The sequence below is a fragment of the Sulfurimonas sp. genome (assembly GCF_028694895.1).
In the GTDB taxonomy this organism is placed as follows: Bacteria; Campylobacterota; Campylobacteria; order Campylobacterales; family Sulfurimonadaceae; genus Sulfurimonas.
Map to the genome: position 1 here is coordinate 1 of NZ_JAQVKA010000012.1, position 24,996 is coordinate 24,996.

Below are 24,996 nucleotides of genomic sequence, written 5' to 3' on the forward strand. Positions count from 1 at the left end.
CCACTTCTACCAAAGAGACATCAAACACTTCTTTTCTCAGCAACATTTAGCGATAAGGTAAGAAAACTCTCAAAGCTAATCCTAACTAAACCTGCATTTATAGAAACATCTAAAAAGAACTCAACTGTAGATACAATAAATCAAGTAGTTTACCTTGTAGATACTGATAGAAAAGCTGCACTTTTAGCATATATCATAGGTTCAAGAAATTTTAGACAAGTTCTGGTTTTTACGAGAACAAAAGCAAGTGCAGACCTTTTGGTAGTTGAGCTTAAAAAAGATGGTCTAAAGTGTGGGATAATCCATGGAGATAAAACTCAAGCAAACCGTCTAAAAACTCTAAACGAGTTTAAAGAGGGCAAAACCAAAGTTCTAGTAGCAACCGATATCGCTTCAAGAGGTTTAGACATCGAAGAGTTGCCATTTGTCATAAACTATGAACTCCCATCAATTCCAGAGGATTATGTACATAGAGTAGGGCGTACGGGGCGTGCTGGGCGGGATGGAATGGCAATTAGCTTGATAGATATTTATGAGAAATTTGACATAAAAGATGTAGAAAAACTTATAGGGATGAAGATTCCTCAAGAAGTGGTAGCTGGATTTGAGCCAGATCCAACGATAAGAAGAGCTGATCAAGATGAGATAAAACTCAAAAGTGAGCATAAAAAAGTAGAAAAAAAATATGTGAAAAAAGTTCATAAAAAAGATGAAAGCCCTAAAAAAACTAGCACATTTAAAAAGCCAGTTAGTACTAAAAAAAGAAAAACGTCAAAGCGCGATTAAGATATTTTGCTAGAGATTTTATACCAAGATGAATTTTTAGTAGCTATAAATAAACCAAGTGGACTTTTAGTTCACCGCTCGCCAATAGACAGACATGAGACAGAGTTTGCTGTGCAGATTTTGCGTGATCAGCTAGGGCAGTTTGTTTATCCAATTCATCGCTTAGACAAACCAACTTCTGGCGTTTTGTTATTTGCACTTGATAAAGAGAGTGCAAAAATCATGGGTGATAAGTTTACTTCTCGTGAGGCAAAAAAGAGCTATATCGCCGTTGTTCGTGGTTATGCTCCAGAAAATGGAGTGATTGAGTATGCTCTAAGCATTAAGCTTGATAAGATAGCCGATAAAGATAGCTCCGAAGATAAAGAGCCTCAAGAGGCAACAACCAACTATGAAAGACTAGCCACAGTTGAGCTTGATTTTAAAGTTGGAAGATATGATAAAACTCGCTACTCACTTGTAAAACTTTATCCGCTCACAGGTAGGAAACATCAGCTCCGCCGCCATATGAAACATATCTCTCATCATATACTTGGAGATACTAAGTATGGAAGAGGAGAGCACAACATACTAATCAGAGAAGAGTTTGATTGTCATAGGATGTTACTTCACGCTATAGAGCTTCAAATCACTCACCCATTTACGCAAGAGCTTCTTTGTATCAAAGCGCCGCTAGATACCACGTTTGTGGATATCTTTAACTCTTTTGGATGGGATGAGTGCCTTATATAGAGTTAATGCTATTTATGTATAATCATATCAAATTTTAAATAGGAGCTTTAATGGAAGCAATGTATCCATACGCACACGTAATTCACTTGATGTTAGCAATCATATTTTTAGGATATGTATTTACAGACTTAACCATGATTTCAGCACTAAAAGGCAAGTTTAGCAAAGATGTAAATGAGAAAATCAACAAAACATTAGGAGTTAAAAGCTTCAAGATATTTCCAATCACAGTTCTTGTTATAGTCTTAACTGGCGGTATGATGATGTCAAAGTATATAAACTCAAGTGCTGGCTTTTTTGAGACTAACCTTCAAAAACTTCTGGTTATAAAGATAATTTTGGCTTTAATCATAGCGCTTGGAATTTTGTACAATCTATATAAAAAGATTGCTAAAAAGCCTAAGCATCCTTTTATGGAAAATCATTTTCATAAATTAGTAATTGTTTTAGGATTTTTCATAGTGCTTCTTGCAAAAATGATGTTTGAGGTATAAGGTATCTATAAGAGGTAACATATCGACTGGTAACTCCACTTCATTTAAATCGAGGCGAAGTTATGTGCAGTCGTAAAATAGTTTAAGTATTTTAGTTTTTTCGCCAGTAATTGTTTGCTGCGGCTATCGTTTGAAATTCGATGGCAACGACTTGACTAGCAGCCGTGAGACTATCAGGATCAACAGAGTATGTTTTTCTGCCTTCTTTGAGAGCGTCAAGGTCAGGTTGGATGTTATGTATGGTGTGGCGAACCATCATCATAGCTAAAGCACGACCTTCCTCGGGAGTCTTTGTAATCAATGTTCCGCCTGGAACTAGAACCAATTCTGAATCTGGTAAACGAGTCATAATATTTCTCCTATTTTTGTTTTTTTACTAAAAGAATTTTTCTCTTAGCTTGTCCATTATATCACAGATTATTTTTTGCTTTTATATTTTAAATCAAATAAAAAGTATCCTTGTCTAAGTGTTTTATACAGATTTTATTATGACAATTAGTATATATTTTTAAGGATATTAATCTTGAATATAAGAAAAAAAAACTCTATTTTTGAAAGTTGTTTCAGTATAATAATTTTAATTAATATTTATCGGAGTTAATATGAAAAACGTTATTTTATTATTGGTTGTATTTGTTATAAGTTTAAGCGCATCAGGGAGTAATTATAAATGTGATGGTAGAAAATACTGTTCGCAAATGACTTCATGTGAAGAAGCAAAGTTCTTTTTAAAAAACTGTCCTGATACAAAAATGGATGGTGATAAGAATGGGAATGGAAAGGGCAATGGAATCCCTTGTGAAAAACAATGGTGTGGTAAAAAATAGCAGTGATGATATTGCAATCTTAAATCAATTTTACAATTTACACCAATTAAAGAGTATATAATGAAACTAACGTCCATAGAAAATATCCATTGTCCTGAACTTGAGATTTATAATAAATTTAAAAAGCATGCCTTTTTGAGTGATAATAGCTTTTTGGCAGATAGCCCAAAGGTTGTCAACTTTCTTCTTGAAACAAACCTACAGATAAAAAGTATCCTTGCGACACAAGAGTATTATGATCAAAACACAGCTCTTATAAAAAGCAAAAACATTGAAACACTCTATGTTACAGATAAGAAAGAGATGGAGAAAATCGTCGGACACTCTTTGCATCACAACTGCATGATGCACGGAATACGCCCAGATGAAACTCCGCTCACAGAGTTAGACAATCATATTCTCATGCTTGATGCCATCTCATCAACAGAAAACGTAGGCTCACTCTCAAGAAGTGCAGCGGCTCTAGGCGTAAACTCTCTTCTTGTACCATCTAATGGCCCACACCCATATGGTAGACGCTCGCTTAGAGTCTCTATGGGTTATGTTAACCGTCTCAAGTTGCATGTATATGATGACATCATGGTAACGATACAAAAATTAAAAGATATGAACTACAAAATCTTTGCCGCAGAGATAACAGAGAACTCAATACCGCTTATGAATGTAGAAGTACCAGAGAAATGGGTGCTACTGATGGGACATGAAGGAGATGGAATATCTAAAGAAATTTTGGCTATTTGTGATGAGGTAGTACATATAGAGATGCAAGATGGCATAAAAAGCTTCAATGTAGCGGTAGCTGCTTCTTTGCTGATGTATCAGTTTAAGCATAAAGAGGTACTTTTGGGCACTAAAATGGCACTAAGTTTATAAAAGTTGCTTGAGAATGCCTAAAATAGGGCTTAAATGAAGATGTGGCTCCGAATACTGGATTCGAACCAGTGGCCAAGTGATTAACAGTCACCTACTCTACCGCTGAGCTAATTCGGAATCTTAAAAAATATGGTGTCAGAGGGGGGACTCGAACCCCCGACCCCCGGCTTATGAGACCAGTGCTCTAACCAGCTGAGCTACCCTGACATCCTTTAAGAGGCAGAATTATACTTACTTGAAACTTTAAATAACCTAAGAATACGAAATATAGGGCGCCAAACAAACAAAAATATCAAATACTTAGATAAATGCAATTAATATCAATAATCTTTAGTGAATTATATTAGAAAGCTTTAGTCTAAGTGGCTAAATGCACATTGACTTTGTTACCTTTTTTCTGTAATATTGCGTTCATAAACAATATGATTTAAGGAGTTTTATATGAATTTTCAACCATTAGGCAAAAGAGTCCTAGTAAAAAGAGTAGAAGAGGCAAATACTACAGTAAGTGGTATTATTATTCCTGATAATGCACAAGAGAAACCTTCGCGTGGTGAGGTTGTAGCAGTTAGTTCAGAAGTTAAAGAGTTGAAATGTGGAGATATGGTTCTTTTTGGAAAGTTTTCAGGTAGTGAAGTAACACTTGATGGAGATAAATTTTTAGTAATAGATAGTGAAGATATTTTTGGAATCATCAAATAAAAAATAGAGTAAAACAAAATTAAAGGAATATGAAATGGCAAAAGAGATAATTTTTTCGGATAATGCAAGAAATGCACTTGCGCGTGGTGTGGCAAAACTTACAGATGCGGTAAAGGTTACAATGGGGCCTCGTGGTCGTAATGTTTTGATTCAAAAGAGTTATGGTAATCCTGTAATTACAAAAGATGGTGTATCTGTTGCTAGAGAGATAGAGTTAAAAGATAGACTAGAGAACATGGGTGCTACACTTGTAAAAGATGTTGCTTCAAGAACTGCTGATGAAGCAGGAGATGGCACAACAACCGCAACTGTTTTAGCAAATGCAATTTTTTCTGAGGGTCTTAGAAACATCACAGCTGGAGCAAATCCTATCGAAGTAAAAAGAGGAATGGATAAGGCTTGTGAAGAGATTTTAAAACACTTAAAAGCATCAAGCAAAGCAATCAATGGTAAAAAAGATATAGCACAAGTTGCAACTATCTCTGCAAACTCTGATACTGCTATTGGCGATATGATTGCTGAAGCTATGGAAAAAGTTGGCCAAGATGGTGTTATCACTGTTGAAGAAGCTAAGGGAATCGTGGATGAACTTGATGTTGTTGAGGGTATGCAGTTTGACCGTGGATACTTAAGCCCATACTTTATTACAAATACAGAGAAGATGACAGCTGAGATTGAAAATCCTTGGATTTTATTGGTAGATAGCAAGATTGCTTCACTTAAAGATCTGCTTCCAGTTTTAGAGCAAGTTCAAAAAACTTCTCGCCCACTTCTTATAATTGCTGAAGATGTAGAGGGTGAGGCGTTATCTACGCTTGTTGTAAATAAGCTTCGTGGTGTTTTAAATATCTCTGCAGTTAAAGCTCCCGGTTTTGGCGATAGAAGAAAAGCTATGCTTCAAGATATCGCAGTACTGACCGCTGGAACTGTTATCTCTGAAGAGACAGGACACACACTAAGTGCAGCAACTATTCAGCAGCTAGGACAAGCTTCTCGCATAGTTATAGATAAAGACAACACTGTAATCGTAAATGGTGCAGGAAAATCTGAAGCGGTACAAGCTAGAGTAGCTGAGATCAAAGTTCAGATGAATACAACAACAAGTGAATATGACAAAGAAAAACTTCAAGAGCGTTTAGCAAAACTAAGTGGTGGTGTTGCTGTTATCAAGGTTGGTGCTGCTAGTGAAACTGAGATGAAAGAGAAGAAAGACCGCGTTGACGATGCTCTCTCTGCTACTAAAGCTGCTGTTGAAGAGGGAATTGTGATAGGTGGAGGAGCTGCTCTTGTTCGTGCTGCTGCAAAAGTAAAACTTGACCTGAGTGGTGATCAAAAAATTGGTTGTGAAATAATTCTTCGTGCTGTAAAAGCACCACTAAAGCAGATAGCAACAAACGCTGGATATGATGCTGGTGTTGTTGTAAATGCAGTTGAGATTGCAACTAATGAGAACATAGGCTTTAACGCGGCAACGGGTGAGTATGTAGATATGTTTGAAGCTGGAATTATCGATCCATTTAAAGTTGGTCGTGTAGCACTTACAAACGCTACTTCAATCTCTAGTTTACTTCTTACAACAGAAGCTGCGATTTATGAGCTTCCTGAAGAAAAACCTGCTATGCCAGATATGAGTGGTATGGGCGGAATGCCAGGAATGATGTAATCATTTTTTAAACCACCTCTTTGGTGGTTTAAGGTTTATCTAGCTAGTTTTATAGCTTCAAGCGCAGCTTCATAATTTGGCTCAGACGTAACTTCTTCAACAATCTCTTTATATACAATCACTCCGCTTCTATCAATCACAAAAACAGCTCTAGCACTTAGTCCTATTAGTTTGTTGTCAGCCATTAAAACACCATATGCTTTACTTACGCTCTTATCCAAATAGTCACTTACAACAGTTAGATTCTCAATCCCAGAAGTTGTACAAAAACGCTCAGAAGCAAATGGTAAATCCATAGAAACAACTGTTGTCTCACAAATATCAAGATTGTTTACATCTTCGTTAAATCTTCTTGTCTCAGCAGCACATGTATCAGTGTCTAGTGAAGGAACTGTAACAATTAGTTGTATCTTATCTCTAGGTCCACCGATTGACACATTGTTTAGATCTGTACCTATAGCAGTCACAACTGGTGCGCTGTCCCCAACTCCTATTTGATCCCCAATGAGTGTAACTTTAGTTCCATGAAATTTTGTTGATTGCATGAATTTCCCTTAATTTTTTTTTAATTATATTATCATAAAAGATATGTAATTAATCTTTTATTTCTCACTTTTTAACTATAATTGGGGAAAATATATGGCTAAGAGAGTTAAATGAAAATCGAAAATCCTTTTGAGAGTGGTCATATAAAAAATTATATTTTGCTCTACGCTAGTGTTGTAGTAATTATGATACTTTTTTTTATAGCAACTACGCTTTTTCATGATGTATCAAGTGTTGATGAGAAAGTTTTTAATTATGATAAAAATAGCTCTGTAAGTATAAATAAAGAGCTAGAAGTAGAGCAAACCCCTCCTAAGAAGAGATTTAAACTCTTAGAAAGAGGCTATTAACTACTCTTTTGTGATGATAAATAGTTGCTCGTGGTTTAAACGTTTTAAGATATCCATAACGCTAACAAAGTCTTGAAACTTTGACTCTTTATCACTTCTTAAAAGAACGGCTTGTTCTTTGTCTACTGATGAGAGTTTTTCTTCGAGTGTTTTTAAATCCACCTTCTCTTTTTCAAAAAAGATATCACCTTTTGCATCAATATAGATAGTTACCTCTTTTTTATTGTCCTCTTTTTTAGCTGCTTTTGCATCTGGAAGCTCGATAGGGATAATTCCTTGGTTTACAAAGGTGGCTGTTGTTAAAACCATAACTAAAAGAACAAGCATTATGTCGATAAAAGGTATAACATTTATCTCATCAAAACGCTTTCTTGCTTTTTTAAATTTTGCCATATTTAGTTACTTATTTTTCTTGTCTTGTGCAACATCAAAGAGCGTCAATAGTTTTTCTACTTTGCGAAGAAGCATTGTATAAAAGAAAATAGCTGGCATCGCTACAAGAAGTCCCATTGCAGTTGCTTTTAGGGCAAGAGCAAGACCAACCATGATTTTTTTTGCATCTATTGTTCCAACTTCACCCATAGTATAAAACGTAAGCATTATCCCTATAACTGTTCCCAATAGCCCAACATAAGGAGCGTTTGCACCAATAACACTTATCATACTTAAGTTGTCTGTCAAATCAATCTCTAACTCATCTCTGTTATCATAATCACTTAGACGTAAAGAGGTATAAAACATCATTCTCTCAATAAAGAGCCAAAGAGTAATTACACTCATAAGTATAAGAAGTCCCATTACTCCGTAGTCTAACGTTGCCTCTGCGTATGCTAAGATACTTTTTTCCACTAATTTTCCTTGAATTTTAATATAACTGTCGTGCCGATATTTGGAATAGATTTGAAATTTAAGGTTACACTGTTTGCATCGCAAAAACGTTTGACCATACTAAGCCCGATTCCAAAGCCTCGCATGTTTTCATTGCTTTGATAATATTTATCAAAAATCTTTAAAAGTTCTACTTCATCCATGCCGCAACCATAATCTTTTATGTATAGAGAATGCTGGTGCAATGTTATATCTATTTTGTGAATATTTAGTGAATATTTTACAGCATTGTCCAAAAGATTGTCAATGACTTTGGATAAGCCAATAATATCGTTGGTTATTTTTGTTGGCTCAATGTCTAAAGTAAACTCTATATGCTGATATATCTGTTTTAAAAAGTCGACTCTATTTACAAGCAGTTCATCAAGAGAGATTGTCTCATGCTTGATATTTGCACTTTGAAGTTTTATCATGTAGTCAAGCTCATTATATCGTTCTTGGAGCATACTGCACGCACTCTCTATCCTAGAGGCTCTTTTTAAATCCTTCTCGCTTGAGAGAGCTTTTTTTAACATACTGATATTTGTTTTGATTGTACTTATTGGTAGATTTAGCTCATGAAGTGTCTCGCTTGAGAGGTTTTGAAGGTTACTTACATGTTCAAAAAGAGGGTCAATAGAGAGTTTTGCGATTATGATTCCAGTAAAAATAGTAAGTAAAAAAAGAACAAAAAATAGCAAAAATATATTTTGTGTCTCAACTATAGAGACAAAATAGTACAAAATTCCTAAAAGAGAGAGCGCTGTTAAAACATAGTAGATAAAGATTGTTATGCGTAAGTTACGAAACAAGTCTGTATCCAATGCCTCTAATGTTTTCTATATTTATTTGCGGAAGAAGTTGTTTGATGCGGTTTATATAAACCCTCAAAGCTCCATCGCTTCCGCCTTCGCTACTACTCCAAAGCGTGTCTAAAATCATCTCTTTTGGTACAGTATTGTTTACATGTTTCATAAGAAGTAGTAGTAATTGGTACTCTTTTTTTGAGAGTTCTACCTCTTTGTTATCGTACAAAATACGTCTGTGCGCATAATCATTACAAAGTAATCCTATGCAGATAACATCATCTTTTTTTGCTCGCTTGAGTAGTGCTGTTATGCGTAAGATGAGTTCATCAGAATCAAAAGGCTTTGTTATAAAGTCGTCTGCACCACAAGTGAAGCCTTTTTTGAGTATCTCTTTATCTTTGTGAGAAGTTAAAAAGATTGCCGGAGTTTCATCGTCCGACTCTCTTAACTCTTTTAGTAAAGTCGTACCATTTATGAGCGGTACGTTAATATCAAGGAGATAAAGATCAAATTTTTGCTGATAAGTTTTATCTAGTGCGGCTTGACCATTTGGGGCATGAACAACTTCCATGCCATTTTCTTCAAGTAGGTCGATAAGAGTCTCTGCAAAGAGCATATCATCTTCTAGGAGTAAGATTTTACTCAACGCTTCTTATCGCCCAGTTTATTACTTTGTTTGCATACATTGGAACTACATTGCTATAGTTTGCAGGTACGATAAAAGGGCGTTTTTCTAGGATGACCTCTTTAAACTCAGGACAAAGCTTATAGATGCTTTGAGCATTATCGCTTACAAATGCTTGAAGGTTATCGAGTTTATCATACTGCTCAAATATTTCACATAGAACTTGCAGAGCAATAGGAGCACTAAAAACACCAGCCGCGCAACCAGAACACTCTTTTTTCTCTTTTGAGTGAGGCGCTGAATCTGAGCCAAACATAACTTTTGGATGAGCTTCGAGTGCAACGCTAAGAAGTGCGTCTAAGTCTTCAGGACGCTTTGCTATTGGCTTGCAGAAGTTATGAGGCATCATCATACCACCAACAACGTCATCAAGAGTAAAAAGAAGATGATGAACTGTTATGGTTGCGTAGAGATTTTTATGTTTATCTAGCATATCAACTGCTGCTTTTGTTGTGATATGCTCCATAACTATCTTTAAATCTGGAAAATTTGTAGCTAAGAGTTCGTAGATACTCATAAACTCTTCTTCTCTATCCATCACAAAACCATCAGTCTCACCGTGAACACAAAGTGGAATCCCAAGGATACTCATAGCTTCTAATGTTTCGCGCATCTCTTCTATGTTAAACGAAGAAACGCCGCCCTCAGAGTTGGTAGTAATCCCAGCAGGATAGAGTTTTATAGCTGTTACATGATCAACGATACTTGCTAAAAACTTTTTATCGTAATTTTTGTAAAAAAGTGTCATATATGGTTCAAAATAGTCATTTGGAACAGCCGCCATTATGCGCTCTTTATACGCTTTTATATCTTCTAATGTTTCAACTGGGGGAACAAGATTTGGCATTATTAGCGCACCGCTAAAGCTATAAGCACTAAGTGGAGCTATGTTTTCTAGCATGACTCCATCGCGAAGATGAAGATGCATATCTAGAGGCATTAAAAGTGTATGAGTTTTCATGGACGTCCTTAAATTGCGTAAAAAATTATCAAAATTATATCAAAATATGTTTTACCTCTCTCTTTTAAAGAGAGTTTTTTGCCTCTTTTATGAGGTTGTTGATAGAGTCTTCATAAAGTTTTGCTTCTGCTTGTGAAGTTGACTCAAAACGAGTTACTAAAACAGGAGTTGTGTTACTAGCTCTTACGAGTCCCCATCCATGTTCAAAGTTTATACGAACACCATCTACATCTATGATGTTTTTTATCTTTGGAAAATTCGCTGGAGGGCTCTTTAGTAGCTCTTTTACTCTATCTATGATTTTAAATTTTTCGCTCTCCGTTGTTTTTACTTTAATCTCCTCAGTTGAGAAAACTTGAGGAAGTTTTGCAAGCTCTGCGTCTAAGTCAATCCCATCATGAACAAGCTCTAACATACGAAGAGTTGCATAGATAGCATCGTCATAACCAAAGTAACGGTTTTTGAAAAATATATGACCACTTACTTCACATGCAAGGTCTGCGTTTATCTCTTGCATCTTTACCTTGATGTTTGAGTGTCCAGTTTTGTACATGATTGCTGTTGCACCACGCTTCTCTAACTCATCGTACATAACTTGAGAACATTTTACCTCTCCAACAACTGTTGGTTTATCCATCTTCATAGCAAACAAAAGAGCCATCATATCGCCCTTGATGTTGTTTTTATGAGTAAGAACTGCGATTCTATCGGCATCTCCATCATAAGCAAAAGCGATGTCGCCCTCACTTGAGAGGAGTTTTTTGATATCTTCTAAGTTATGCTCATCTGAGGGGTCTGGGTGGTGGTTTGGAAAAGTTCCATCAGGGTCTACATAAAGCCCTTTGGTATGTAGTTTAAGCGCAGAGAAGATTCTCTCTGTAACGATTCCAGCAACACCATTTCCACAGTCATAAACGATGCGAGTCGGCATACCTTTTAAGTGCCCAAACTCACCAACTAAAAAGTCAACATAACGAGAGAGTGCATCTATCTTTGTGACTTCTCTTTTTGCTTCTGGTACGCTCTTGATTGTCTCACACTCACGCCCTAAAGCATAGATGTCTTCACCAAAAAATGGCGCTTTGTCTATGGTTATCTTAAAACCATTATATTCGCTTGGATTGTGTGAACCTGTAATCATGACAGAAGCAGAAACTAAGATGCCATCAAACTCGTTGTAGTTACAAAAGTAGTTTACAGGAGTGGGAACCATTCCCATATCTAGAACTCTCTTCCCACCAGCGTTTAACCCACGAACAAGGTACTCAAAAAGGATAGGCGAGTGGTCTCTTGCATCGTAGCCAACAGCCACATATTCGCCTTTGATTTTTGAAGCAAGCGCGTACCCTATGCGAGTAACACTCTGCTCATTTAACTCTTGCTCATAAATCCCTCTAATGTCGTACTCTCTGTAAATGCTCACTGTGCCACCTTTATAGTTTTATAAGTGCAATTTTACTACAACTCCCTTTTTATTTGGTTAGAGTGAGAGAAATATTTTAATGTCTAATAACTAGCTTATGCTCTTTTATCTTGTTTATCAAGTTTGTTATAAATGACGTTTTTTTCTCTTCTTCTGCTATTGTTTTTGTAGCTTTTAGGTTGAAGAGTTCCATCTTTTTGTCAAGGTAACTTGTGTTGATATTTCCTGCCATGAAGTCAGCATCTTTTACTATCTCTCTGTGAAGTGAGAGGTTTGTGATAACGCCATCTATGTAAAACTCATCTAGCGCTCTTGATGCTTTTTTAACAGCGCCTTCCCAGTCAAGTGCCCAAACGATAAGCTTTCCTACCATAGAGTCATAGTTTGGTGGGATTGTATAACCTGTATAAACGCTTGAGTCAAGGCGTACTCCAGGGCCTCCGGGAGTTATATAGTTTGTGATAGTTCCGATTGATGGCATAAAGTTGTTCTGGGGATTTTCTGCGTTTATTCTAAACTCTATCGCATATCCACGGAAGTTTATCTCTTCTTGAAGATACTTTAGTTTATCTCCCTCAGCTATTTCTATCATTCTCTGAATTATGTCAATTCCTGAGATTATCTCAGTTACTGGGTGCTCAACTTGAACTCTTGTGTTCATCTCTATAAAGTAGATATTGTCGCCCTCATCAAGCAGATACTCGATTGTTCCAACGCTCTCATAGCCTAGTTTTAACATCGCTTTTATTGAAATTCTAAATAGCTCTTTTCTAGCTTCAGGGTTTAGTCTTGGTGAAGGTGCAATCTCTATAACTTTTTGATGACGTCTCTGGATTGAGCAGTCTCTCTCGCCTAAATGTACAACGTTGCCGTATTTGTCAGCTACTATTTGTATCTCAATATGTCTTGGGTTTTCTACATATTTTTCGATAAATACTTCACCTTTTCCAAAATACTTTTTAGCCTCATTTGTAGCAGAGTCAAACATCTCATCAAAAAGCTTTGCACTCTTAACTATTCTCATACCACGCCCACCGCCGCCAAATGCAGCTTTTATGATAACTGGAAAACCTATCTTAGTAGCGACTTTAGCACCCTCAGCTTTATCTATGACTGGCTCATCAGTTCCTTCTAAAACAGGTACACCTATCTCTCTCATAGCAACTTTTGAAGCCATCTTGTCTCCAAAGAGAGCTATGTGTGCAGGTTTTGGACCGATGAAAATTACGCCTCTGTCTTCACATGATTGTGCAAACTCAGCATTCTCAGATAAGAAGCCATACCCTGGGTGAATAGCGTTACAGCCGGCTTTTAGAGCAAGTGTGATGATTCTATCATAGTCAAGATATGCTTGAAGTGCGTCGCCAGTTATCGGGTAGCACTCATCCGCTTTTTTTACCCAAATACCCTCAACATCAACCTCTGAGAAGATAGCGACACTTTTTATGTCTAGCTCTTTACAAGCTCTAATGATTCTTAGAGCTATTTCGCCTCTGTTTGCAACTAGTATTTTAGTAATTTTTTTCATCTTCATTGCCTCGTAAATAAATTTTGACGAAATTCTATAACTTTATAAAAATAAATTCTTCACTATTAATGCTCATAAAATTATCTGTTATTGCTAAATATATACTCATTTTGTGTCTAAAAAGTGATTTGTTTTTGCTACAATATAAACTATGAAAAAAGGAACACTTCAAAAAAGAGTACAAATCGCCAATGATATAATGTACTATATCTACACGCACATCGAGACAAATATAGCGATGGATGAGCTTAGTGAGGATTTGAAGATTAGTAAGTTTCACATGCATAGAATTTTTAAAGATGTCTTTGGTAAAAATATCTATGAGAGTATAAAGTCTATCAGACTTCAAAAAGCATCAAACCTACTTTTAACAAATAAATATTCAACAATCAGCGATGTAGCAAACATTTGCGGATATAGCTCTCAAACATCATTTCTACGAGTCTTTAAAGAGCGTTTTAGCATGACACCAAAAGAGTGGAAGAAGGGCGGATATAAGAAGTTTTCACAACATATTATCGAGCAGTCTCCAAAAGCAAAACAATCAACTGCGAAGTTTGACCACCTAGAACCTACCATTGTAAAGATGCCTGTAATTGAGAGTTACTACATAAGACACAGTGGCTACAACGCGCTTATTAGCACTACTTGGCAAAAGCTTCAAACATGGGTTTTTAGTAACAATATAACAGAGTATAAACAGATAGCCCTTTTTCACGATAACCCAACGATAACGCCGCTTAGTGAGTGCCAATATGTTGCGTGTATAGTTGTTGATAAAGGCGTAAAAGTAAATAGCGATAGGCTGCCAAAGTTTAATATCTCTGAGGGGATATATGCGAAGTTTGACTTAGTTGGAGAGCAGGGCGATATGCTAAAGTTTATCCAGTGGCTCTATCATGAGTGGCTTCCAAAAAGTGAGTATGAAACAACTACGAAACCGCCCTATGTTATATATAAGAAAAATAATTATCTTTCAGAGGATAGTAAGTTTGATATAAGTTTTTATCTATCAATCAAATTTTAATACAAATACCACTTATGCTATTATTATAAAAAAATAAAGAGATATTATGAGCCAAGTAGAGACTATATATTTAAAAGATTATAAAGCACCACAATTTTTGATAAAAACATGCGATTTGGTTTTTGAGTTATTTGAAGATTATACGCAAGTTACAAACATGATGAAAATAACAAAAGAGGATAAAAGCGCTAAAGACTTAGTTCTTGACTGTGCCGATTTAGAACTTCTTGATATATATCTTGATGATGCAAAGCTTGATGAGAGCAGATATATTATAGAAAAAGAGAGTCTAAAAGTATTGGATGTTGGCGATGAGTTTAAAGTTATCATCATCAATAAAATCTATCCTCATTTAAACTCTGAGTTAGAGGGACTTTACAAATCTGGAAATATATTTTGCACGCAAAATGAGCCTGAGGGCTTTAGAAGAATCACACCTTACTTGGACCGTCCAGATGTTATGGCTGTTTTTAAAACAACACTCGTTGCAGATAAAGAGCGTTATCCGATTTTATTAAGTAATGGAAACAGAGAGTCAAACTTCAAGCTTGATGATGGTAGACACGGCATCACTTGGTTTGATCCACATCCAAAACCATCTTACCTTTTTGCTCTTGTTGCTGGAGATTTGGGCGTTATAGAGGATAAATATATAACAAAAAGCAAGAAGTATGTAAGACTCTATATCTACACAGACAAAGGTAATGAGTCTAAGTGTAAGCATGCTATGAAATCGTTAAAAGATGCGATGAAGTGGGATGAGGATGTTTATGGAAGAGAGTACGATTTAAGCCTTTATAACATCGTGGCGGTTGATAGTTTTAACATGGGCGCTATGGAGAACAAAGGTTTAAACATCTTTAACTCTGCTTATGTTTTAGCAGATGAAGATAGTGCAACTGACGCAAACTATATGGGGATACAGAGTGTTATAGCACATGAGTATTTTCACAACTGGACAGGAAACCGCATCACTTGTCGTGACTGGTTTCAGCTCACGCTAAAAGAGGGGCTTACGGTTTTTCGCGATCAGTGCTTCTCAGCAGATATGAACTCAAAAGAGGTTCAGAGGATTGAAGATGTAAAAGCACTTCGCGAGAGACAGTTTGTAGAGGACGCTTCGCCTACTGCGCACCCAATTCAGCCAGATTCATATATGGCTATAAACAACTTCTACACAGCAACTGTTTATGAAAAGGGTGCTGAAGTTATTCGCATGATTCACACCCTTATTGGAGAGAAGAAATATAGAGCAGGAATGGATTTGTATTTTGAGACTTTTGATGGACAAGCGGTTAGAACTAATGACTTTTTATGGGCTATGAGCAAGGCTGGTGGTGTTGATTTGGAGCTATTTAAGAGATGGTACCATCAATCAAGAACACCAAAACTAAAAGTGGATGAGAGTTTTGAGGATGGAGAGTTTAGAGTTACTTTAACACAAATAGTTCCAAACGCAGTAGATGGAACTACTCAAAGTGCATACTACTACCCTTTAAAAATAGCGCTTTTAGATAAGAGCGGAGAAGAGATTTTAGAAAAAGTTCTAATCATCTCAAAAGAGAGTGAAGAGTTTATTTTTAAAGCTAAATCAAAACCAATTTTATCAATAAATAGAGATTTCTCAGCACCTATAATTATAGAGCACAAAGAGAGCGATTATGCCTTTTTGATGAAGCATGATAAAAATAGCTTTGTAAAGTATGAATCAGCACAATCATTTGCCCTAGAGACTATTGAAGCTTTGATGAGAGGCGAGGTGCTTGATGAAGAGTATGTTGTAGCGTATGGTCATATCTTAGAAGATGAGCTTGATTTATCGTATAAAGCCCTACTTTTAGAGCTTCCAAGTGTCTCAGCAATTATGCAAAGAACTGAGGTGATTGATTTTGAGATAATATATGAGGCAAAAGAGAAGCTTCAAAAACATCTCGCTTCTACATTTAAAGATAAGCTCTTAGAGATTTACAGACAAAACCATAAACCAGAGTCAAAAGAGCTTGATGCAAAAAGTATAGGGCAGAGAAGTCTAAAAAATCGCTCTTTAAAACTGCTATCATCTTTACAAAGCGATGAGATTGCTATTTTGGCAAATGAGCAGTATAACAACTCTCTAACGATGACTGATAGAATTATCGCACTTGATATTTTAGAAGATATTTCAGCTGCTCTCTCGGCTAGTGCACTTGATAACTTCTATAACAGATACAAAAAAGATGCTTTAGTGATGCAAAAATATTTCTCAATTTTAGCCTCTTCACATAGAGTTGGCACACTTGATCGTGTTATGGCTCTTCAAAATGATGATGCGTATAATGAACTTATACCAAATTTTGTTCGCTCACTTATTGGAGTTTTTGCTAGAAACTATAAATATTTTCATGCAAAAGATGGCTTGGGATATAAGTTTATTGCAGATAAGATTATAGATATTGATAAGATAAATCCACAAATGGCATCAGGTTTAGCAGGTGCATTTAAGATATATGAAAAGTTAAATGAGAAGAATAAAAATGTTATGAAAATAGAGCTGCAAAGAGTCTTAAAAGAGCACTCACTTTCTAAAAATGTTTATGAAATTATTAGCAAGATTTTGAAAGTTTAATTTTTTCATCTACTAAGAAATCATAAGTAGTAATTTTTTTTACAAAGTTTTTTTTTAATTTTTTGGGATATTATTGTTGTGAGTTTTTCTTAGGCTTAATTAACAATAAGGACGTTATATGGCAAGATTAGTTGTTCTTGGTGGAGGAGTCTCCGGCCATACAGCTGCAACGTTTGCGGCAAAATGGTTAGGCTCGGCGCATGAAGTGATAGTAGTTACTCCAAACTCAAAGTGGAACTGGGTTCCTTCAAATATTTGGGTTGGAGTTGGTGAGATGAGTAAAGAGGACGTTACCTTTGATTTAGCTCCTGTATATAAAAAAGCTGGTATTAATTATAAGCAAGCAAAGGCTGTTTCAATTAATCCAGAGGGCTCTGAGTCAAGCAGTAAACCTTTTGTAACTGTAGAGTTTACCTCAAAAGGCAATGAAGGTAAAACTGAAAACATAGAGTATGATTATCTAATTAATGCGACAGGTCCTAAGTTAAACTTTGGTGCTACGCCTGGCCTTGGAGTGGGTTCTGAACTTGGAGAGTTTACAGTTTCAGTTTGTACACCTGATCATGCAGTTCATGCAAATGATGAATTTCAAAAATCAATTCAAAAGATGAAAAACGGTGAACGTCAGAGATTTTTAGTTGGAACTGGACATGGTTTATGTACATGTCAAGGCGCTGCGTTTGAGTATATCTTCAACATAGAACATGAAATTAATAAAGCTGGTGTTCGTGATATGGCTGATTTAACATGGATTTCAAATGAGGCCTTCTTAGGCGACTTTGGTGTTGGTGGATTACATATGAAGAGTATGGGATTTGCAGTTAGCTCGAAAATATTTGCAGAATCTCTATATACAGAGAGAAACATAGATTGGATTATTGGCGCACACGTAAATAAAGTTGAAAAAGGTAAAGCTCATTATGAACTCCTTGATGGAACAATGGGCGAAGAGGAATTTGACTTCTCTATGCTAATTCCTCCTTTTGCAGGTGTTGGACTTAAAGCATTCGCAAAAGATGGCACAGATATCACGTCAACTGTTTTTGCACCTAATGGCTTTATGAAAGTAGATGCAAACTACTCCGCTGGCGCTTATGAGAACTGGAAGGCAAGTGACTGGCCTTCAACTTACCAAAACCCAACGTATGGCAATATGTTTGCTTGTGGTATCGCATTTGCACCTCCACATACAATCTCAAAACCAATGAGTTCTCCAAACGGAACTCCAATCAATCCAACACCTCCTCGTACTGGTATGCCTTCTGGAATTATTGGAAAAGCTGTTGCACACAGTATTTGCGATAAGATCTTAAAAGGAGAAAACTCTCCACTACATGAGGCTTCAATGGCTAATATGGGTGCTGCTTGTGTTGCTAGTGCTGGTAAAGGTGTGTTCACTGGAACTGCTGCTGCAATGACAATCTACCCTGTTATCCCAGACTTTGAGAAGTATCCAGGTACTGGTCGTGATACGGATTATACTTTTGGAGAGATTGGTCTAGCTGGACATTGGATTAAACATATCCTTCATTATCTATTTATCTGGAAGGCTAAGTTAAAAACTGGCTGGACAATGATTCCAGAATAAAAAAAATATTAAAGGAGAAAAAAATGGAAAAAAAAGCAGAACATAATTTCAAAGCTTATGGAAAAAATTTTAATTCAATGACGCCTGGTCCTTTTGCACTTAAGCTAAGAACTTGTAAAATCTGGCAATTTATAAGATTTATTGTTATAAATATAAAGATGCTTGTCGTAGTAAGAAAAAGCCACTAAGCTAACACGGTAAAGGTTTCAGAACTTGAAATCTTTGCCAAATTACAAAAATAGAGAGAGTGATGATTAAAGAGATAGTTACCTACCCAACTCCCCCAAGTGTACAATATGCAATAGATGTAAGAGTTTTAGATGAAGAGATAGAAACCCTTTTACAAGACTTAAAAGATACTATAAAAGCCAATTCATTAGAAGCTTTAGCAGCATTTCAAATTGGTAGTTATTACAACATAGTGGTAATTGCAAAAGAAGATGGAGAGTTTTTAGAGCTTATAAACCCGAGGGTTATAGGTCATAAAGGTAGAGTTACAACTGTAGAGAAAACCGCTTATTTTCCAAATTTAAGTGCGAACGTAACTAGGTATGAAACTATCTCTTTAGTCTATCAAGATAGAGATTTAAAACAGCGTTCACTAAAGGCTGATGGAGCTTTTAGCATATTACTGCAAAGAAAGGTTGATTATACTTTTGGTTCAACCTTTTTAAACAAGCTAAACAAAGAAGAAAGAAAACAGTTTCAAAAAAAACTAGAGTTTGGAAGTGATCTTGCAATCTCAGAGCTTTGTCCTACGACATTTAAAAGAGACTATATTATTAAACTTATCAATATAATAATGATTATAATGGCTATACTTCTCTTGGCATCTTTGTTTGTAGATGAGCCGTTATCTAAAGAGTTTTGGCATTATCAAAGTTATCTTGCTCTTAGTGCATTTAGCTTAAATATAATCTACTTTTTTTATGCGCAGTATGAAGGAAAACGTTTCACTTCATGTACGAGTTGCCAAATAGGAAACATTATAGGTACTGCAACTATATCTTTGATAAAGTTATCAGTAATTATGATATTTTCATATCTTATAATGTAGGAAAATTTTAGAATCTATGAAAAAAAAGATACCAAATCTAGTAAAAAATTTAGACACTTTAAAAGGTTCAAAAGAGCTTATTTTAAAGCAGTGGTTGTCTTATGACTCTCCACAAAAAATCCTTAAGCTTCATGATATAGATAAGAATCAATTTCTAAGTGATTATGCAAACGGCGTTTTTGACTACTTTATGGGCGTAATTGCTGGTGTAGTAAATATAGGAGATTGCCCTGTTATGCGGAAGTTTCTTGCTTTTTTAAAAGGCAAAGAGATAAAAACAGAAGAGCTTTTTGATATTTGTAGCCATTTTCGCCGCTCTATAGTTGACTTTACATATGATGCCAATATTAACTCTAAAAACCTTTTTGAAGAGATATCTTATATGTTTGACCAAAACTTTCAAGGGCTTTTGGGATACTACACAGATACAATTTATCAAAAAGAAAAAGAGATAGATAGACACGTAAAGCTTCTTAGTGAGTATCAAAATGCGCTTGATGAGAGTGCTATTATCTCTAAAACGGATAAAGATGGAAAGATTACTTACGTTAATGATAAATATATAAGAATAAGCGGATATGACGCAGATGAACTAATTGGAAGTTATCATAGTATTGTAAAACATCAAGATATGCCTGAGGATTATTTTAAAGATTTATGGTTTCAGCTTGAAAATATGGGTATTTTTAGAGGCACTATAAAAAATAATAAAAAGAATGGTGATTACTTTTATGTTGATGTAACAATCGTTAAAATCGTTGATCCATATGACAACACAACTGAGTATATCTCTATAGCAAACGACGTTACAACGCTTATAGATGCAAGACTTGAAGCACAAAAAGCATCACAAGCTAAAGAGTATTTTTTATCAAATATGTCGCATGAGATAAGAACCCCTCTAAACGCAATTTTAGGCTTTGTAAATCTTTTAATAGACCAAGACCTCTCAAAGCAGCATAGAAAATATCTAGAAATTATTTTAAATAGTGGAGAAAATCTCTTAAGCATCATTAATGATATTTTGGACTTCTCAAAACTAAGAAGTGGTGAGTTTACTATTGAGCCTAGAATCTTTTCTATTCATAGTGAAATTAGCCATACATTAGAGCTTTTCGTTGCTTCTGCTAACTTAAAAGAGATTACAATCACATCTTTTATAGACCCATCAATACCTAAAGAGTTATATGCAGACTCTCTTAGAATAAAGCAGATACTCTCAAACTTTTTAAGTAATGCTATCAAGTTTACTAGAGCTAAAGGACATATACATGTCGAAGCAACTTGTAAAGATAGAATCCTTAGAGTAAGTGTTAGAGATAATGGAATCGGTATAGCAGCAGGAGACATCTCAAATATTTTTACAGCTTTCACTCAAGCTGGAGGTGCAGAGGTAGAGCATATGGTAGGAACTGGGCTAGGGCTTTCTATATGTCATCAGTTATCTCAACATATGGGCGGAATGGTTCATGTTTCATCTGAGCTTGGTCAAGGAAGTACATTTTGGCTCGAACTTCCAGTTGAGATTCATGATAACTCTTGTCAAGTCTTTAATGATTTGGAAGAGATAAAAAAATATAAGAAAATTTTCTATATAAAAGATATGCAGCATGATTATAGATCAGCATCATTTTTGCGATACGCTAATATTTTTGGAATGGATATAGAGATTTCAGAGAAAATAAGAAGTGAACATGATGTAGTTATATTTTTAGAAGAGGATGTTGATGAAGAGTTTAAAGAAAAAATCATCAACTCAAATAAGAAGTATATAGCACTGACAAATAGACCAAGTGATATATATGAGAAGTATCCACACATCTCAACTATCTGTTTTCCTCTTTACTGCTCAAAAATAAAAGCAGCGTTTGATGAGTTAAATCATCCAGATGAGGCTCCTTTACACAAACTAGAAAAAGCAAAAAAATTTAAAGGACATGTTCTAATAGCTGAAGATAATGAAGCAAATCAAGAGCTTGTTAAGATTTTACTAGAAAGATATGGGCTAACTTATGATCTTGCAAATAATGGGCTTGAAGCTGTAAATCTTTATAAAGCAAATAATTATGATTTGATTTTAATGGATGAACAGATGCCAACGATGGATGGTAACGAGGCTGTTAGAATTATTTTAGATTATGAACAAGAGAATAATTTAAGACATACTCCAATCTCAGCACTTACAGCAAATGTTATAAAAGGTGCAAAAGAGAGAGGTTTAATGAGCGGATTTGACTCATTTTTGGGCAAGCCAATAGTTATAAAAGAGTTAGAGAGAGTTTTTTCCAACTATCTAAGAGCTTCTAAGATACCAGCTCCAAACAAAAAAGTAGCAACTAAAAATAGTAGTATAGAAGGGCTTGATCTATATAAACTAACTCAAGAGTTGATGCTTAGTGAGAGCGAACTACTTATGTTAGCTAACTTATTTATCAAAAAAATGTCAAAACAGATACCTGAGATGCAAGAAGCAATTTTAAAAAGAGATTATTCAAAAATGGCGCTTATAGCACATAGTATAAAAGGCTCAAGTGGTAACTTTAGACTAGAAGATGTGCAAGAGAGTAGCACAAAGTTTGAAAAAATGGCTAAGAAAAAGGATATCAACTACAACTATGAAGAAGCATTTAAAAAGATAAAAGATAGACTTCTGGAGATAAAAATCATATAAAGAGTAGGAAAGTTTTATAAGTTAAAAGTGTAGCTTATGAACTACTTCTCTATGTAGTAGCCAATTCCTGAAGCATTTTTTATAATATCTGTTGGGAGTTTGCTTCTTAGTCTCCAAACAAGCGTTCTTATGCTGTTCTCCGTTGCTCCACTCTCTCTCCAAACATAATTTATTGCTTGTTCAAAGTTAATGATACTTCCTAGTTTTGCAACAAGAAGATGAAGTATGGCATTTTCTTTTTTTGTCAATTTTAATTTTTGATCGTTGAAGCTAATCTCTTTTTTTACAATGTTTATTGAGTAAGAAGTGCCAAAGGTAACAGTTGTACCATTTAGTTCACTTTTTTCATAAAGAAGTTTCTCTACACCTTTTTCATCTATCTTAGAAGCGCTTATCTCTTCGTATCTTTTGCACTCCATTTCAAATTTAAAAACTGCCATTTGAATAGTAGCATGAAGTGAAGATGGGTCAAAAGGCTTTACTATATAGCCATATGGTTCAGTTTTTATAGCTTCTGAGATGATATCATCATCACTATGAGAAGTTAGATATATAAAAGGAATAGAGTAATTTTGTTTTATTCTTCTACCTAGAGTTATTCCATCACTTCCTTCTTGAAGCGAGATATCGATAAGAACAAGATGAGGTGTATGTGTTTGAACATTTTCTAAAGCATCAGGAATATTATCACAAGTTGCTAAAATTTTATAACCTTGCTTCTGTAAAGATAGTTTTAGATTTAGCGCTGTTATCTCGTCGTCTTCAACAATGATAATTGTGTGTTTTTCCATGGTATTCTCTAATTATTTAGTATGTTTTTGTAATGAAATATTGTCGTCATCTTAGCATAACAATATAAGTTTTTTTTATTTAAGAAGAAGAAATGTGATAATTGTGATAATATCGTTACAATATTACACGTGTTTTTAAATTTTATTTTTAATTATAAAAAAACCATTCTTCTGCTTTTTAATTCCATCTAAATTTGTTAGTTATAATAGTATGTTTAAAATCATTAGTTGGAAAGATTATGAAGATAGTTGAAGTAGAAAATATAGAATTAACATTTTTAAGTATGCAAGATTATGAAGAGTTAAAAGAGATGATGCTTGTAGTTTACGAATCGATGCCAGAGTCGTATTGGAGTGAGAATCAGATTAAAACTTTGATAGATAAATTCTCAGAAGGGCAAGTAGTTATTAAAGTTGATGGCGAGGTAGCAGCTTGCGCGTTGTCAATCATTGTAAACTATGAAGAGTTCTCAGATAAACATACGTACAAGGAAGTAACAAGTAACTACACTTTCAACTCTCACTCAGACAGTGGAGATATGTTATACGGAATAGATGTTTTTGTAAAACCAAAGTTTAGAGGATTAAGGCTTGGAAGACGTTTATATGATTATAGAAAAGAGTTGTGTGAAAGATTAAATCTCAAAGGTATCGCCTTTGGAGGAAGAATACCAAACTATCATAAATACTCTCATGAACTATCTCCAAAAGAGTACATAGAAAAAGTAAAAAGAAAAGAGATAAATGATCCAGTTTTAAATTTTCAGATTTCAAATGATTTTCATCCTTCTAAGATTATAAAAGGCTACCTTAAAGGGGATTCTGCATCTGGCGAGTTTGCTGTTTTGTTGGAATGGAAAAATATCTACTATGAAAAACCAAATAAAAAAGCAGCTACAAAGAAAAAAGTAGTCCGTCTTGGCCTGATTCAGTGGCAGATGCGACCATATAAAAACTTGGGCGAGTTACTTCAACAAGCAGAGTACTTTATAGATGCAGTCTCTGGATATCGATCGGATTTTGCACTATTTCCTGAATTCTTTAACGCTCCATTAATGGCAGAAAATAACCATCTCTCAGAGCCAGAAGCTATTAGAAAACTAGCAGAACATACAAAGAGCATAGTTGAGAAGTTTTCTGAGTACTCTATCTCATACAACATCAATATTATCACAGGAAGTATGCCAGAACTCAAAGATGGGAATCTTTACAATGTTGGATATTTATGCAGACGAGATGGAACTATTGAGAGATATGAGAAGATACATGTTACCCCTGATGAGGTAAGAGTATGGGGCATGCAAGGTGGTAACAAAATAGAAACATTCGATACTGACTGTGGCAAGATAGGGATACTTATATGTTATGACGCCGAGTTTCCAGAACTAAGTAGGTTACTAGCTGATGAGGGGATGGATATACTCTTTGTTCCTTTTTTAACAGATACTCAAAATGGTTATTCAAGAGTTAGACACTGCTCACAAGCCAGAGCTATTGAAAATGAGTGTTATGTGGCAATAGCTGGAAGCGTTGGCAACTTGCCAAATGTTCACAATATGGATATGCAATTTGCTCAGTCAGTGGTATTTACCCCATGTGATTTTGCATTCCCAGCAAATGGAATCAAAGCCGAAGCGACAGCAAATAGCGAAATGACACTTATAGCAGATGTAGATATAGACTTACTACGAGAGTTAAACCAATTTGGAAGTGTAAAAAACTTAAGAGATAGAAGAAAAGATTTGTTTGATTTAAAGAAAAAAACTCTTATTTAATTCGAAGAACTAGGCAGATATATTTAAATTCTATTGAAGTAGACTATAAAAAGGCACTATAGGGGCACTATATAAAAATAAGGTGGCTTTATTATCGTATTTTAGGAAGTTTTTAATGTGGTGGCTCCGAATACTGGATTCGAACCAGTGGCCAAGTGATTAACAGTCACCTACTCTACCGCTGAGCTAATTCGGAACATTTAATAGGTCGGAATTATACTTCATGAGGCACTAAA

25 protein-coding genes and 3 tRNA genes are annotated in these 24,996 nt (G+C 35.2%); 15 read left to right on the forward strand and 13 right to left on the reverse strand.

The window, feature by feature from the left end; genetic code table 11:
- The 3 genes from PHI38_RS03000 to PHI38_RS03010 all read left to right on the forward strand — a co-directional run.
- Positions 1-786, forward strand: a 786-nt coding sequence (locus PHI38_RS03000) for a helicase-related protein (protein ID WP_299852642.1), incomplete at its 5' end; no start/stop codon positions are given.
- A 6-nt stretch (positions 787-792) separates the two neighbouring features.
- Entirely contained in the window at positions 793-1,518 is a 726-nt protein-coding gene (gene truC / locus PHI38_RS03005) for a tRNA pseudouridine(65) synthase TruC (protein WP_299852644.1), read from the forward strand.
- A gap of 50 nt (positions 1,519-1,568) precedes the next feature.
- Positions 1,569-2,012 (forward strand): hypothetical protein, encoded by a 444-nt coding sequence (locus PHI38_RS03010; RefSeq protein ID WP_299852647.1) that lies wholly within the window; start codon positions 1,569-1,571, stop codon positions 2,010-2,012.
- A gap of 91 nt (positions 2,013-2,103) precedes the next feature.
- Here PHI38_RS03010 and PHI38_RS03015 read toward each other — a convergent pair whose 3' ends face one another.
- Complete coding sequence (locus PHI38_RS03015) at positions 2,104-2,361, reverse strand: hexameric tyrosine-coordinated heme protein (protein ID WP_299852649.1); 258 nt, start codon at positions 2,359-2,361, stop codon at positions 2,104-2,106.
- A 253-nt stretch (positions 2,362-2,614) separates the two neighbouring features.
- On the opposite strand from PHI38_RS03015, the gene PHI38_RS03020 reads away from it, so the two are divergent.
- The gene (locus tag PHI38_RS03020; RefSeq protein ID WP_299852652.1) at positions 2,615-2,839 is read left to right on the forward strand and encodes an excalibur calcium-binding domain-containing protein; all 225 of its coding nucleotides are present in this window, start codon (positions 2,615-2,617) and stop codon (positions 2,837-2,839) included.
- Positions 2,840-2,899: 60 nt separating this feature from the next.
- Positions 2,900-3,712, forward strand: a complete 813-nt coding sequence (locus tag PHI38_RS03025) for an RNA methyltransferase (RefSeq protein ID WP_299852657.1) — start codon at positions 2,900-2,902, stop codon at positions 3,710-3,712.
- 42 nt (positions 3,713-3,754) lie between these two features.
- Here the strand turns inward: PHI38_RS03025 and PHI38_RS03030 are convergent.
- Both PHI38_RS03030 and PHI38_RS03035 read right to left on the reverse strand, forming a co-directional pair.
- A tRNA-Asn gene (locus tag PHI38_RS03030) sits at positions 3,755-3,829 on the reverse strand.
- Positions 3,830-3,842: 13 nt separating this feature from the next.
- Positions 3,843-3,919 (reverse strand) — tRNA-Met (locus PHI38_RS03035).
- A 234-nt stretch (positions 3,920-4,153) separates the two neighbouring features.
- Between PHI38_RS03035 and groES the strand changes: the two genes are divergently transcribed.
- Both groES and groL read left to right on the forward strand, forming a co-directional pair.
- Entirely contained in the window at positions 4,154-4,414 is a 261-nt protein-coding gene (groES, locus tag PHI38_RS03040) for a co-chaperone GroES (protein WP_299852660.1), read from the forward strand.
- Between the two features lie 34 nt (positions 4,415-4,448).
- Positions 4,449-6,077, forward strand: a complete 1,629-nt coding sequence (gene groL, locus PHI38_RS03045) for a chaperonin GroEL (protein WP_299852663.1) — start codon at positions 4,449-4,451, stop codon at positions 6,075-6,077.
- 35 nt (positions 6,078-6,112) lie between these two features.
- Here the strand turns inward: groL and tpx are convergent, their stop codons facing one another.
- Complete coding sequence (gene tpx / locus PHI38_RS03050) at positions 6,113-6,622, reverse strand: thiol peroxidase (protein ID WP_299852666.1); 510 nt, start codon at positions 6,620-6,622, stop codon at positions 6,113-6,115.
- Positions 6,623-6,733: 111 nt separating this feature from the next.
- On the opposite strand from tpx, the gene PHI38_RS03055 reads away from it, so the two are divergent.
- Positions 6,734-6,973: a hypothetical protein gene (locus tag PHI38_RS03055; RefSeq protein ID WP_299852669.1), complete on the forward strand. Its 240-nt coding sequence runs from the start codon at positions 6,734-6,736 to the stop codon at positions 6,971-6,973.
- Here PHI38_RS03055 and exbD read toward each other — a convergent pair whose 3' ends face one another.
- The 7 genes from exbD to PHI38_RS03090 form a co-directional block, all read right to left on the reverse strand.
- A complete protein-coding gene (gene exbD, locus PHI38_RS03060; protein WP_299852673.1) occupies positions 6,974-7,366 on the reverse strand; it encodes a TonB system transport protein ExbD in 393 nt (130 codons plus the stop codon). It lies immediately after the preceding gene.
- Positions 7,367-7,372: 6 nt separating this feature from the next.
- On the reverse strand, positions 7,373-7,822 hold the full coding sequence (gene exbB, locus PHI38_RS03065; protein WP_299852676.1) for a TonB-system energizer ExbB: 450 nt from the start codon (positions 7,820-7,822) through the stop codon (positions 7,373-7,375).
- Positions 7,822-8,652, reverse strand: a complete 831-nt coding sequence (locus PHI38_RS03070; protein ID WP_299852679.1) for a HAMP domain-containing sensor histidine kinase — start codon at positions 8,650-8,652, stop codon at positions 7,822-7,824. The genes exbB and PHI38_RS03070 overlap by 1 nt, the downstream gene beginning before the upstream one ends.
- Positions 8,642-9,295: a response regulator transcription factor gene (locus PHI38_RS03075; protein ID WP_299852682.1), complete on the reverse strand. Its 654-nt coding sequence runs from the start codon at positions 9,293-9,295 to the stop codon at positions 8,642-8,644. The genes PHI38_RS03070 and PHI38_RS03075 overlap by 11 nt, the downstream gene beginning before the upstream one ends.
- Positions 9,288-10,295: a dihydroorotase gene (gene pyrC / locus PHI38_RS03080; protein ID WP_299852685.1), complete on the reverse strand. Its 1,008-nt coding sequence runs from the start codon at positions 10,293-10,295 to the stop codon at positions 9,288-9,290. The genes PHI38_RS03075 and pyrC overlap by 8 nt, the downstream gene beginning before the upstream one ends.
- 64 nt (positions 10,296-10,359) lie before the next feature.
- Entirely contained in the window at positions 10,360-11,718 is a 1,359-nt protein-coding gene (locus PHI38_RS03085; protein WP_299852688.1) for a phosphomannomutase/phosphoglucomutase, read from the reverse strand.
- 76 nt (positions 11,719-11,794) lie between these two features.
- Positions 11,795-13,246 carry an acetyl/propionyl/methylcrotonyl-CoA carboxylase subunit alpha gene (locus PHI38_RS03090; protein ID WP_299852691.1) on the reverse strand — a complete coding sequence of 484 codons (1,452 nt, stop codon included), beginning with the start codon at positions 13,244-13,246 and terminating at the stop codon, positions 11,795-11,797.
- 151 nt (positions 13,247-13,397) lie between these two features.
- Between PHI38_RS03090 and PHI38_RS03095 the strand changes: the two genes are divergently transcribed.
- The 6 genes from PHI38_RS03095 to PHI38_RS03120 all read left to right on the forward strand — a co-directional run bounded on the left by PHI38_RS03095 (position 13,398) and on the right by PHI38_RS03120 (position 22,194).
- Positions 13,398-14,273, forward strand: a complete 876-nt coding sequence (locus PHI38_RS03095; RefSeq protein ID WP_299852694.1) for a GyrI-like domain-containing protein — start codon at positions 13,398-13,400, stop codon at positions 14,271-14,273.
- A 46-nt stretch (positions 14,274-14,319) separates the two neighbouring features.
- Positions 14,320-16,878 (forward strand): aminopeptidase N, encoded by a 2,559-nt coding sequence (gene pepN / locus PHI38_RS03100; RefSeq protein ID WP_299852697.1) that lies wholly within the window; start codon positions 14,320-14,322, stop codon positions 16,876-16,878.
- A 118-nt stretch (positions 16,879-16,996) separates the two neighbouring features.
- Entirely contained in the window at positions 16,997-18,466 is a 1,470-nt protein-coding gene (locus PHI38_RS03105) for an FAD-dependent oxidoreductase (RefSeq protein WP_299852700.1), read from the forward strand.
- Between the two features lie 23 nt (positions 18,467-18,489).
- Complete coding sequence (locus PHI38_RS03110) at positions 18,490-18,654, forward strand: hypothetical protein (protein ID WP_299852703.1); 165 nt, start codon at positions 18,490-18,492, stop codon at positions 18,652-18,654.
- 62 nt (positions 18,655-18,716) lie between these two features.
- The gene (locus PHI38_RS03115; protein ID WP_299852706.1) at positions 18,717-19,523 is read left to right on the forward strand and encodes a peptide deformylase; all 807 of its coding nucleotides are present in this window, start codon (positions 18,717-18,719) and stop codon (positions 19,521-19,523) included.
- A gap of 16 nt (positions 19,524-19,539) precedes the next feature.
- Positions 19,540-22,194 (forward strand): ATP-binding protein, encoded by a 2,655-nt coding sequence (locus PHI38_RS03120; protein WP_299852709.1) that lies wholly within the window; start codon positions 19,540-19,542, stop codon positions 22,192-22,194.
- Positions 22,195-22,235: 41 nt separating this feature from the next.
- Here PHI38_RS03120 and PHI38_RS03125 read toward each other — a convergent pair whose 3' ends face one another.
- Complete coding sequence (locus tag PHI38_RS03125) at positions 22,236-22,985, reverse strand: response regulator (protein ID WP_299852712.1); 750 nt, start codon at positions 22,983-22,985, stop codon at positions 22,236-22,238.
- 239 nt (positions 22,986-23,224) lie between these two features.
- On the opposite strand from PHI38_RS03125, the gene PHI38_RS03130 reads away from it, so the two are divergent.
- Positions 23,225-24,760: a carbon-nitrogen hydrolase family protein gene (locus PHI38_RS03130; RefSeq protein WP_299852715.1), complete on the forward strand. Its 1,536-nt coding sequence runs from the start codon at positions 23,225-23,227 to the stop codon at positions 24,758-24,760.
- A gap of 121 nt (positions 24,761-24,881) precedes the next feature.
- Here the strand turns inward: PHI38_RS03130 and PHI38_RS03135 are convergent.
- Positions 24,882-24,956: transfer RNA gene (locus PHI38_RS03135), tRNA-Asn, on the reverse strand.
- Between the last annotated feature and the right edge of the window lie 40 nt (positions 24,957-24,996).